Genomic DNA, 12,537 nt, shown 5'->3' with positions numbered 1-12,537 from the left:
TTCATAGGCTCATTAAGTCATGCTGGTCATTATGGCCAAAAGAACTATGTGTTTTAAACATAATCAAGAAAATCGATTTTGATCACCATCATCATGCTCATCACAAACATCACGATCACCACGATCATCACAAACATCATGTTCACCACAATCACGATCATTCACAGGGCGATACAATTATCAAAGAAGAGTTTTGCGGGAACTTCATGGATGGAGAGGAAATGGTCTGGCAAGCTCCTTCGAATAATTACATTCAAGGGACGTTTCAGGTTTTTAATTCATCTAGTAGTATCGCCGATGTAAATGTGTCTATCAATTCTACTCCAACTATTATTTTTCCTGCTGTCAGTCCAGGCTTTACAATTTCTAGAGTAGCGATTAACCCAACTTCATTCACCATCAATGCCCCTTCAGGCACTAACGGCACTTACTGCATAACGCTTTTCAAAAGGATACCCTTGCGTCCAAAAGAATCAGTATGATGAAGTTCTTGGCTCCTTTGATTTGTCACAACCTCGAGGTAATGAAAAAGTATATTTTTGTTAAGTCGGACAAGTATACACTCCATTTTAACCTTCTTTTATATGCTAGTAATAGAAAAGATAGAACATATTCTACTCTCCAAAACCCGGTTTTAACCCTCCAATGTTGCTAGTGGCCATCTATCTTTTTACGACATAAGAGGAAAGGAGAATGTTTATATGTCTTGTTGTGATTCAAGTAGTTGTTGTCCTGCTCCTGAAATTTTTCAAGAAGATTTTTGCGGAAATTTTAGCGGCGCATTAGCAGCTGAAGAAGTATGGAGTGCGCCAGCTGGAGCTTATATCGCTGGAACTTTTCAACTATTCAATTCTTCCGGTAGCACAGGAACAGTCACTGCAGCAGGAGCGGCACTTCCAGCAATTGCTTTAAGCGCGGCACCAGGAAATACAGATTCACAATCCGTGAACAATCCAACTTCATTTACCATTACTGCAGCTGCTGGGGACAGCGGAACATATTGTATTACATTGTACAAGCGTGTATTAGCTTAAAAGAAAGGAATTCCTTTTAAGGAGGTGGATAAAATTAAATCGAAAAAACACAAAGGAGCCTGTTGTCCACCATGTCCGATTGTTCAGGAGACCATTTGTGGAAATTTTAATGGTCCTCTAGACAGTTCAGAAGTATGGAGTGCCACAGCAGGTAGTTATCGTTCAGGAACATTTCAATTGTTTAATGACCCTTTCAGTACTGGAGTTGTGACCGCTACTGGAGCTGCTACCCCACCGATAACTTTAAGCGCAGCACCCGGAAATACGGATTCACAATCTGTCAATAATCCGACTTCATTTACCATTACCGCAAGTCTAGGTGACAGCGGGACATACTGCATTACACTCTATCGAAGTCTTTGTAACGTCCCGCCTCCACTCGTTTGTGATGTCTTGGCGTATGTCACGAATGGTGGAAGTAATACCGTTTCCGTTATCGATACTGCAACAAATATGGTAATCGCAACAGTCCCAGTGGGCGCGGCGCCGTTTGGGGCCGCCATTACACCAGATGGAACTCTAGTCTATATCACAAATATCGTGGGGGATTCCGTATCGGTGATCGACACTATGACAAATATGGTGATTGCTACAATTCCAGTTGGGAATGCTCCAATAGATGTAGCAGTTACCCCAGATGGGACTCGTGCCTATGTTTCAAACGAGCAGGCTGGCACTGTATCTGTCATTGATACGGCAACTAACATGGTGATTGCCACTATTCCAGTGGGCGCGACACCATTTGGAATTGACTTTACACCAGATGGGACTCTTGCCTATGTTGACAATCAATCTGGTTCGGTCTCAGTGATTGACACCGCGACAAATACCGTAATTGCAACAATCCCCGTTCCGGGTGCTCCCAATATGATAGCAATTACGCCAGATGGAACACGTGCGTATGACACAATTGAATTAAATGATACGGTTGTGGTCATTGATATCGCAACCAACACAGTGATTGATACGATCCCAGTTGGTGGCAGTCCTGAAGGAATAGTCATTACACCGGATGGAACACGTGCATACGTTAGTAATTTTGACAGTAACAATGTGTCTGTGATCGACACTTTGACAAATACGGTAATTGATACGATCCCAGTTGGAACTACTCCAAGAGGTATTGACATCACACCTGATGGTTCACTTGTGTATGTCACAAATGAAGGTTCTGATACAGTATCAGTAATTGACACAAACACAAATACGGTAATCGCTACCATTCCCGTCGAAAATGGTCCGAGGGGAATCGCAATTGGACAAGTATGTGAGGCATAACAATAGTGCCCGGCACTTAATCCTACAAGAAAATCAGAACAAATGCGTGCCAAGGCTTTCTAAAGAACTCCTTGGCTTTTTTTCGATAGGACTTTTTTTAAAGGTGGTGAGAAAAATGAAATTTAGAAAACACAAAGGAGCCTGTTGTCCACCATGTCCGATTGTTCAGGAGACCATTTGTGGAAATTTTAATGGTCCTCTAGAGGGCTCAGAAGTATGGAGTGCCACAGCTGGTAGTTATCGTTCAGGAACATTTCAATTGTTTAATGACCCTTTCAGTACTGGAGTTGTGACCGCTGCTGGGGATGCTATCCCACCGATAACTTTAAGCGCTGCACCAGGAAATACGGATTCACAATCTGTCAATAATCCGACTTCATTTACCATTAGCGCAAGTCTAGGTGACAGTGGGACATACTGCATCACACTCTTTCGAAATCTTTGTAACGTTCCTCCTCCGCTCGTTTGCAATGTCTTTGCGTATGTAGTTAATAGCAACGATAATACGGTCTCGGTCGTCGACACCGCCACCAATACCGTTGTCGCTACGATTCCGGTTGGCAGTATACCTGATGAAGTGGCATTTACCCCAGATGGATCTACTGCCTATGTTACAAACTTCGGAAGTGATAATGTGACCGTCATCGATACTGCGACTAATAATGTTATTGCGACAATCCCAGTTGGGAATGGTCCAATCGAAGTTGCCTTTACTCCAGACGGGACTCGTGCTTATGTTTCAAACGAGCAGGCTAGCACTGTATCTGTCATTGATACGGCGACTAACACAGTGATTGCGACAATCCCAGTAGGAACCACCCCTTTTGGAGTGGCGATCACACCGGATGGAACACGTGTCTATGTTGCAAATCAAGGAGCTAGCAGTATTTCTGTGATCAACACGGCCACTAATACCGTCATCGCAACAATACCAGATGGAGTTAATCCGCAACAAATAGCGATTACACCGGATGGAACTCGTGCTTATATTCCGAACGGTACGGCTAACACTGTAACTGTTCTTGATATTGCAACGAATACAGTAATAGCCACCCTTCCGGCTGGAGGCGATCCTGAAGCGGTAGCCATCACGCCTAATGGGACTCGTGCTTATGTCACCAATGTTCTCGGTGATAGCGTGACCGTGATCGACACTGCCACTAATACCGTCATTGCGACTGTTCCAGTTGGGGATTCTCCAAGAGGCGTCGACATCACGCCTGACGGAACTCTTGCCTATGTCACAAATCAAGGTTCTGATAGCGTATCGGTAATCGACGTCGCGACTAATACCGTCATTGATACATTTGCGGTTGGTAATGGTCCGCGGGGAATCTCATTTGTACAAATATGTACTGAGGGATAACAATTGGATCCACTCTTTAGCTAAAGAATTTACTAAGCGCTTAATCCAAGAAGTGAATCAAACCAAGCAAGCCCCAAGATTTTTTTATAAAATTCCTTGGCTTTTTTTCCTAAGTAAGTCTTATTTAAGGAGGTGGAAAGAAATGAACTTCAAACAAAACGGGGCGTGTTGCCCTTCATTCCCAACCGTAAAAGAGGAATTTTGCGGAAACTTTAACGGACCTTTAGCAGCTGAGGAAGTATGGAGCGCTTCTGCTGGAGCATTTATCGCAGGAACGTTTCAGTTGTTTAACTCAGCTTCCAGTACTGGAACGGTTCAAGGAGATGTAACGAACACAGATACGATTATGTTAAATGTTAATCCCGGCAATACAGATTCCACATCTGTGAATCGTCCCACTTCATTTACGATTACAGCAGCCGCGGGAGATAGCGGAACGTACTGTATTACGCTTTTTCGTAATCTTGGCCATGTGCCTGCACCCCCTCCGGTCGGTCAGTTCCTGTACGTATCCAACATTGGCAGTAACAATATAGAAATTTATGATATTGCTGATCCTTCAGATCCCGTACGAATCGGAGAATTTAATGGAGGAAATTTATCTGGTCCTAATGAATTGATCACGATCGGGACTACCCTGTATGTTGCAAATCAAGACGATAGCACTGTAGAAATTTATGATACAACAAATCCAACAGCTCCTGTACGGATCGGAGAGTTCGGTGCGGGAGAAGTGATGTCCCCTCAAGGATTCGAGATTACAGGGGATACCCTTTACGTATCCAATCAAGGCGGTGGTAATGTTGAAATTTATAATATTGCAAATCCGATGCTTCCAGTGCGGATCGGAGAATTTGGTGCTGGAGATTTAGTCGGACCTACCGGAATGGCGATTACAGGGACTACCTTGTATGTAGCAAGTGCCGATAACAATATCGAAATATATGATATCAGTAACCCGGCTGCTCCTGTACGGGTTGGACAGTTTGGTGCTGGTGATTTAGTTACACCTAACGGATTGGCGATTACAGGGAATATTCTTTATGTTACAAATGTTAACGATAGCACTATAGAAATTTATGATATTACCAATCCTGAAGCACCCGTTCGTATTGGACAGTTTGGTGCTGGTGTCTTAGATCGCCCTACGGAAATAGCAATAACTGGTACAACTTTATATGTTGCAAACATTGGCGATAATGTAGATATTTTTGATATCACCAATCCAATGGATCCCCAATTTGTCACAGAGTTTGGTGCGGGAGATTTAAATATTCCTGCTGGACTTGCTATTGTATCCGGTTAAAAGAGGGGAAACACTACAACTCTTTAAGCATCTATATTTAGTGAATTCAAATACGATTTAACTGAATCAAATAATTCTACAGCCAAGCGCTTTTAACCATTAGGCCTTGGCTTTTTTCTATTTTTATATCAATTATGCTAAAAAAGAGGCCCCCAAAAAAGCATGGCCTCTTACACCTATCAATATAATAAATACTTTTCACGAACCTCTTTAAATTCATCTAAATCCGCCTGCCATGCTGCTTTCATTTCTTCCACACTTTTACCCGCTTCAATATCAGCACGGATCGAACCATTCCCGACAAGGTTATCAAAGAAAGAAATTCCTGCTGAACTTGGCGCTCTAAATTGGAACTCATTCGGATACATATCGTGGATCGTTTTTACAATATACAACCCTGTTTCAAACGGCTTATAGGCATTTCGGTTTGTCACATGAATTTGAATTCCATGGCTTAACACATTCGCATGCTTCGATGAGGACGGTATAAATGAAGCTGCTCGGAATATGACGCCAGGTAATTTGTACGAGTTCAACTCGGAAGCTAAGTCGTCACTATTTATGAAAGGTGCTCCAATTAATTCAAATGGCTTTGTTGTTCCTCTTCCCTCGGAAACATTGGTTCCTTCGATTAGGGCAGCCCCTGTGTAGACAACCGCAGTTTCTAATGTTGGCATATTTGGAGACGGAAGGACCCATTCTAATGGCGTTTCATCGTAATACGTATTTCGCTTCCAGCCTTCCATTTCCACAACAGTTAAATCTGCTCCAATTTCAAATTCTGTATTAAAAAGCTTTGCTAACTCCCCGACCGTCATCCCGTGGCGAACAGGAATCGGATACTCACCGATGAAAGAAGAATACTTATCCTCAAGCACTGGTCCTTCGACTCTTGTCCCGCTGATTGGATTTGGACGGTCAAGAACGATAATTGGGATATTATTTTCTTTCGCCGCTTCCATCGCTAGGGCCATGGTGTATATATAGGTGTAAAAACGTGCCCCCACGTCTTGGATATCAAATAACAATACATCAACATTGCTTAGCATCTCAGGTGTCGGCTTCTTCGTCTGTCCATATAGACTGTAAACTGGAAGCCCTGTTTTTTCATCCGTATATTGTTCCACATACTCACCGGCTTGCGCACTTCCACGGACACCATGCTCAGGTCCGTATAGAGCAGTAAGAGTCACATCAGGGTTAGTATAGAGTAAATCTACAATACTCGTTACATTTTGATCGACCCCGGTTGGATTCGTGATTAATCCGACCCGCTTATCCTTTATCAAATCAATCTTATCCTTCAGCAAAACCTCTACGCCTAAACGAAATTTTTCCTTCTTCTTTTCTTTATCGTTCTTTGCAACAGCTGCTGAAACGGTAGACAGTAATAGAACGAGAACCAATAGACCTGTAATCCATTTTTTCATGACTACGCCTCCTCTTGTTTAGGGAAAATAGCCATCCTCCTGATAAACTACTTTCCCCTTTATCTATCGCTTAGTACCCTAACCCATGATCAAATCCATATAAAACACTGCCATCATGGTTGTAAATCGTGACTGGAAGTTTTCCAGTTGGATTATTTTGACCAAAAATGGTGTTTGCCGTTGCTGCAAAACTAGCTGGTTTGAAACCATATTGAACAAGGTAGGCGTCTACATCCGTGTAGGACATAACGTCATATGGATTTCGAGCCCCAACAGCAATGACCGGTATACCCGTTTCAATAAGTTGTCGTGTCATCACCATTTGACTAGCATTTTGTGCTCTGCCACTCACACTAGATGTGTAGGTACCTGCAATGATATATTTCGCACCTTGTACTTGTGCTAATTGTGTGGCTGTAAGTTTATCCGTAGCATTGATGTAAACGGCTCCGGGCTGGTGCTTTTGAACCTCTTCTGCAAGAAGGTTTATAGAGTATCCAGATCCACCAACCACCACAATCTTATCTTCAGGAGAAACAGAAAGTGGAAGAACCGAATCATTTTTCACAAGCGTGATCGATTTTTCTGCTGCTTCTTTTTCAACTGCCTTATGTTCTGCTGAACCTACTACTTTAAGTGCATTCGCTACCTTTTCATCAAGGCTCTTTTCAACTTCAGCCTTCACGATTCCTCTATTTAACTTCAGCGTTAATATTCTCTCAACGGATTGCTCTAATCTATCTTCTGAAATTTCACCTGAATTCACTGCATCATACAGTCCATTTGCTACATCTACGATTCCAACTGGCATTAAAAGGATATCTGCCCCTGCGTTAACAGCACGGATGGCTGCATCAACAGGTCCAAAATGATCGGCAATGGCCCCCATATTCATCGCATCCGTTACGATCACTCCTTTGAAGCCCATGTCTTCGCGGACAAGACCCGTTAATATTTTGTGGGAAAGTGTACCTGGTACCGCGACTTCTGTTCCGTCTTTTTTAGAGATGGCCTTCGTATCATCAATTTTCGGGAATGTCACGTGCGCTGTCATAATCGCATCAATTCCCGTATCCATAGCCTGTTGGAAAGGATATAATTCTACTTCCTTCAAACGGTCGAGATCATGAGGTACCGATGGAAGTCCCACATGTGAATCAGTCGCCGTATCTCCATGGCCTGGAAAATGCTTAGAAGTCGCCGCGGTGCCAGTTTCATGGAGCCCTTTAATATACGCATTACCTAAATCCGCTACTAACTCCGGATCCTCACTAAAAGAGCGAACCCCAATGACCGGATTATCTGGATTATTGTTTACGTCCAGTACAGGTCCAAAATTCATATTTATTCCAAGCGCGTTCAGCTCTTCGCCAATGGCCTTTCCAACCTTTTCAGCTAATTCTTCAGAGCGTGTCGCTCCAAGCGCCATGTTCCCAGGAAAATCGGTACCTGTTTGAAGTCGAGTAACAATTCCACCTTCTTGGTCAATGGAAATGATCAGTCCGTACTTTTCTGCTGCTTCCTGATAAGCACTCACAAGCCTAGTTGTTTGATCAGCTGTTACCGTATTTTCACGGAATAAAATGACACCACCCAGATGATAATCCTTTACAAGCTGAGCAATTTCGTCTTTCATAACCGTTACATTTTGGCCATTCCAATTTCTAAAGTCCGGCATGAGCATTTGTCCGACCTTTTCCTCCATGGACATGTGCCGGGTTGCATTGCCGATAAGGTCGTAACGTGCACCTTTCTCTTTTTTAACAAGGATTTTGTCCTGATTGCCCTTGTATTGAATTGAAATTCTATCGTTATTGCTGCCATCCGTGACAGAGATAAATGTTTTCCCATTATGACCAGTTAAAGTTACTTCCCCATCTTGTGACACAGAGGCAACATTCTTATTAGTAGACGTCCATGTTACGTTTTGAGATGCAAGCATAAAGTGACCATCATCATAAACATGAAGTCCGTTCAAATCTAGTTTGTTATCCTTAACCTCTCTCGTAACCTGTGGAACATTGAGATCAATTACTAAATCGGTGATTCCTGAAGCTGCCGTTACTCCTGTAAAAGGAATCCCAGTCAGCACGAGTAAAAATGCTAGAAACGCGGTGATCATTTTTCGCATGCTTCTCCTCCTCCTTTTTTTAATAGTCCCTTAGTTCCCATTCATTTTTCGTAAAAGAAAGTTCTCCTGAATCTAGTTTTGGATTTTGAATATACCAGCCGCGTAAATTAGTAGAACCATCTGTTCGATAGACAAATCGCAATTTCGTTGCATCATGAGGAATATCTAATTCTTTCTTTTCCCAACCATTACTTGTACCAGTAAATGAAGCAAGCTGCTCCCAGCTGCCTTCTCTATAAATCTCTACAGACCCAAAATCCCAGACATTCTCGATCATATGCCATGTAGAGAAGGTGAGTTTTGTATCCTTCGTTAAATGAAGATCCGTTTCCATTTCTCGGTTTAGGTTATCCCCATACCCTGCAAACCAAGCCTTTTTCTTACCAGGGATCGAAACTGGAATGGCATCTGCTACTTGTCTCGCAAATAGACGGCGAGTTTGATTCAAAGACCCCATATTTCTTGATGGGTGGACACGGTTCGTCAGCAAGATGGCGACTGTTTTATTATTCGGGCTCACCACAATCGAAGTTCCGGTATATCCCGTATGGCCAAAAGAGTATGTACCTTCGGTTAATCCATCCATATACCAACCCTGACCTAACTCCCAGCCAAGCCCATGGTCATTTCCTGCAAATGCCGCGTTTTGATTCTCTAGTAGCAGCTGTACTGTTTCTGGCTTCAGAATTCTTTTCCCGCCATACTCTCCTTCATTAATAAAAATATGGGCAAGCTTTGCGAGGTCTTTTGCAGTTGAGAATACACCAGCATGTCCAGCAACTCCATCCAATGACCAAGCGTTTTCATCATGGACTTCTCCCCAAACGAGACCACGGTTCGGGACAGCTTGGTACTCTGTCGCAGCGATACGGTTCTTCAAGGATGCTGGCGGGTTATACATCGTATCCTTCATACCTAAAGGTTCTGTGATATGCTCTCTGACGAATGCATCCTGGCGCTGTCCAGACCAATGCTCAATTAACATTCCTAACGTAATCATGTTTAGATCACTGTATTCATAAGCTGTTCCAGGTGGGTTCTTCAACGGTTGATTTAAAACGATCTTCAGCCTGTCTTCTCTTGAACTGCCTTGTGAGTATAGAGGGACCCAAGAGACAAATCCAGATGTGTGGGTTAACAACTGGCGAATGGTCACATGTTCCTTGCCGTTTGCCGCAAACTCAGGAATATGCTTCGCCACCGGATCATCAAGCTCGAACAATCCTTTTTCAAAAAGAATCATCACGGCCGTCGCAGTAAATATTTTGCTGATAGAGGCTAAGTCAAAAATGGTATCCTTTTTCATCGGAATTGGCTTTTCCATTTCGGAAAAATTACCATCGGTGTATTGAGCTGCATAGCCATACGCATCATGTTTTACGATTTTCCCAGCTCTCGCTACCAATGTGACAGCTCCCGGCATTAATTTTTGTGAAATGGCTTGATTCATAACTTGATCGATTTGCTGAAGTGGGGCTTCTACCATTCCTGCTCCCCGTGCAGAGCTTGGATGAAGTTTGCTCGAAACGGGAATGACAGATGAATTCCAGGTAAAAACAGGGTGCGGTTTCTGAGATGGGAATGAGGGCTTGTCCTCTTTTTCAATAGTGGAGCTCTTCGGAAGGTCATTGTTGGCAAAAGCTGTTGAAGTGCCTAGTAGCAGGGTACAAACGGCTGTAATCATAAACGTTTTTCTTTTCATATGTCCTCCTTTATACAATTGAATGAATTGTAGGCGGGCTCTCTCGAATTTATATCAAAATGTTAGTAACGCTTACAATTTATAGTAAAAGCATATAGGTAATGATGTATAGTAGTCTATGCCACATAGGTCCCATATCATGCATTTTTACAGGACAAAAGAATCACGTCATTGGAATTATTTTTTAAAATTTCTGATAAAATTTTAAAATTTTATTTCAGAATTGGACTAAATTGCGATAGTAAAAAATAAACTAGGAGTTTGCGAACAAATAAATATGCTCTTTTCTCAAACTTTGTTGCTTTTGGAATAAAATATAACGCATCAAATAATGTTTTTGTTCTCAATCACTTAGATATTTGAGAAAAGAGCTACAAACATCATAATAAGCACAAAATACGTATTTCTACGTTAAAATCGGCCGCTAGCCAACGGCTTTAAGATTTTAACAACGAGCTTTAGGAAGTAAGCCAATTAAAAAAGACCCCCAACCAAATCGGTTGAGAGCCTTTGTAAACGTAAAATTAACGTTTTGAGAACTGAGGTGCACGACGAGCGCCTTTAAGACCGTATTTCTTACGTTCTTTCATGCGAGCGTCACGAGTTAATAATCCTGCACGCTTAAGTGTTGGACGGTATTCTGGGTCAACTTGAAGTAACGCACGAGCGATACCGTGGCGGATAGCGCCAGCTTGACCAGTGTAACCTCCACCTTTAACGTTAACAAGAACATCGTAGCTACCAAGAGTTTCAGTAGCGTTTAATGGTTGCTTCACTACTTCGCGTAGTGCTTCGAATGGAATGTAATCTGTAATGTCACGATCGTTGATCGTAATTTTGCCGCTGCCTGGAACTAAACGAACTCGTGCAACGGAGCTCTTACGACGACCAGTACCAATGTATTGAACCTGTGCCATGTATAAATCCTCCCTTAATTATCCACGAAGTTCGTAAACTTCAGGTTTTTGTGCTTGATGCTGATGCTCTGCTCCAGCATAAACGTGTAATTTTTTGAACATTTGACGACCTAAAGAATTCTTTGGAAGCATGCCTTTGATAGCAAGCTCTAACATTCTTTCAGGGTAGTTTGTACGCATTTCAAGCGCTGTTCTTGTTTTTAAACCACCTGGGTGTAAAGAGTGACGGTAGTAGATCTTGTCAGTTAGCTTCTTACCAGTTAAGTGGATTTTTGAAGCATTGATAATGATTACATGATCACCAGTGTCAACATGTGGTGTGAAAGTTGGTTTATGTTTACCACGTAGAATAGATGCTACTTCAGAAGTAAGACGACCTAAAGTTTTGCCTTCAGCATCAACTACGTACCATTTACGTTCGATATTGTTAGCGTTAGCCATAAACGTTGTACGCATGAGTTTCCCTCCTAAAATTGTCCATTTCAAAATTCAAATTCTAATTCGTATATTCTTCATCACAATAAGTTCCGGGGCTTATCGTGGGATTAAAATACATACCATATTATGATAAAACACTGACGTCATTCTGTCAAGAACATATTTGACACCAGGATAGGTTGTCATGAATTATTTTCATAATCCACTTTCCACAAGTATAAGCCTTGAGGAGGTGCTGTTTTCCCTGCATAGATCCGATCCTTTTTCGCAAGAATGGCTGGGATCTCATCGGATAGAATTTCACCCGCTCCTATCTGTAGCAAGGTTCCTACTAAAATTCTTACCATATTATACAAAAATCCATTGCCGACAAATCGAAAAACGAGCATGTCGCCCTCTTCCAAAACTTCGATTTCTCGAAGCTCTCTTACCCTGTCCTCAACCTCTGTTTTCGCTGAACAGAAGCTGGTAAAATCATGGGTGCCTAGTAAATATTGGGACGCTTTTTTGATCGTTACAAGATTTAAGGCATAAGGATAATGATATGCATAATGGCGTCGAAACGGATCTCGCACTTTACTAGTGTAGACAAAATAACGGTATTCCTTACCTGTTACATCGAATCTTGCATGAAAATCGGATTCCGCTTTTTCAACCTCAAGAATAGAAATTTCATCTGGTAAAAGTGCATTTAACGCAACTGGCCATTTTTCCTCAGGAATCGAGAAGGGAGAATCAAAGTGAATCATCTGCCCCCTCGCATGTACGCCAGCATCCGTGCGTCCAGATGCGAATACTTTTGTCTCTTTACCCTTATGAAGCTTCTCTAAGGCCTTTTCAAGCTCTCCCTGGACGGTGCGCTGATTTGGCTGAATCTGATAACCGGAAAACTGGGAACCATCATAGGCGACCTTACACTTATATCGTTGCATATA

11 protein-coding genes are annotated in these 12,537 nt (G+C 42.3%); 5 read left to right on the top strand and 6 right to left on the bottom strand.

The features are described from left to right. The first annotated feature begins 206 nt into the window (after nt 1-206). The 5 genes from FAR12_RS24215 to FAR12_RS20440 all read left to right on the top strand — a co-directional run bounded on the left by FAR12_RS24215 (nt 207) and on the right by FAR12_RS20440 (nt 4,984). Nucleotides 207-482, top strand: a complete 276-nt coding sequence (locus FAR12_RS24215; RefSeq protein ID WP_425456213.1) for an S-Ena type endospore appendage — start codon at nt 207-209, stop codon at nt 480-482. A 219-nt stretch (nt 483-701) separates the two neighbouring features. After that, a complete protein-coding gene (locus tag FAR12_RS20455; protein WP_126410624.1) occupies nt 702-1,034 on the top strand; it encodes an S-Ena type endospore appendage in 333 nt (110 codons plus the stop codon). Nucleotides 1,035-1,058: 24 nt separating this feature from the next. Further along, the gene (locus FAR12_RS20450) at nt 1,059-2,312 is read left to right on the top strand and encodes a YVTN family beta-propeller repeat protein (RefSeq protein WP_246010464.1); all 1,254 of its coding nucleotides are present in this window, start codon (nt 1,059-1,061) and stop codon (nt 2,310-2,312) included. 115 nt (nt 2,313-2,427) lie between these two features. Beyond that, a complete protein-coding gene (locus FAR12_RS20445) occupies nt 2,428-3,678 on the top strand; it encodes a YVTN family beta-propeller repeat protein (protein WP_126410623.1) in 1,251 nt (416 codons plus the stop codon). A gap of 142 nt (nt 3,679-3,820) precedes the next feature. Continuing rightward, nucleotides 3,821-4,984 (top strand): S-Ena type endospore appendage, encoded by a 1,164-nt coding sequence (locus FAR12_RS20440; protein ID WP_246010463.1) that lies wholly within the window; start codon nt 3,821-3,823, stop codon nt 4,982-4,984. Nucleotides 4,985-5,163: 179 nt separating this feature from the next. Here the strand turns inward: FAR12_RS20440 and FAR12_RS20435 are convergent, their stop codons facing one another. The 6 genes from FAR12_RS20435 to truA form a co-directional block, all read right to left on the bottom strand. Further along, entirely contained in the window at nt 5,164-6,414 is a 1,251-nt protein-coding gene (locus FAR12_RS20435; RefSeq protein ID WP_126410622.1) for an exo-beta-N-acetylmuramidase NamZ family protein, read from the bottom strand. Between the two features lie 70 nt (nt 6,415-6,484). Further along, nucleotides 6,485-8,545 (bottom strand): glycoside hydrolase family 3 protein, encoded by a 2,061-nt coding sequence (locus FAR12_RS20430; protein ID WP_126410621.1) that lies wholly within the window; start codon nt 8,543-8,545, stop codon nt 6,485-6,487. A gap of 19 nt (nt 8,546-8,564) precedes the next feature. After that, the gene (locus FAR12_RS20425) at nt 8,565-10,247 is read right to left on the bottom strand and encodes a serine hydrolase domain-containing protein (protein WP_126410620.1); all 1,683 of its coding nucleotides are present in this window, start codon (nt 10,245-10,247) and stop codon (nt 8,565-8,567) included. A gap of 524 nt (nt 10,248-10,771) precedes the next feature. Beyond that, the gene (gene rpsI / locus FAR12_RS20420; protein ID WP_126410619.1) at nt 10,772-11,164 is read right to left on the bottom strand and encodes a 30S ribosomal protein S9; all 393 of its coding nucleotides are present in this window, start codon (nt 11,162-11,164) and stop codon (nt 10,772-10,774) included. Nucleotides 11,165-11,182: 18 nt separating this feature from the next. Continuing rightward, nucleotides 11,183-11,620, bottom strand: a complete 438-nt coding sequence (gene rplM / locus FAR12_RS20415; protein ID WP_126410618.1) for a 50S ribosomal protein L13 — start codon at nt 11,618-11,620, stop codon at nt 11,183-11,185. 164 nt (nt 11,621-11,784) lie between these two features. After that, nucleotides 11,785-12,534: a tRNA pseudouridine(38-40) synthase TruA gene (gene truA, locus FAR12_RS20410; RefSeq protein WP_126410617.1), complete on the bottom strand. Its 750-nt coding sequence runs from the start codon at nt 12,532-12,534 to the stop codon at nt 11,785-11,787. Nucleotides 12,535-12,537: the final 3 nt, after the last annotated feature.

This window comes from Bacillus yapensis (genome assembly GCF_005280205.1).
GTDB lineage: Bacteria > Bacillota > Bacilli > Bacillales > Cytobacillaceae > Robertmurraya > Robertmurraya yapensis.
The sequence above is the reverse complement of the archived record's forward strand: the minus strand, read 5'-3'. Positions and strand labels throughout refer to the sequence as shown.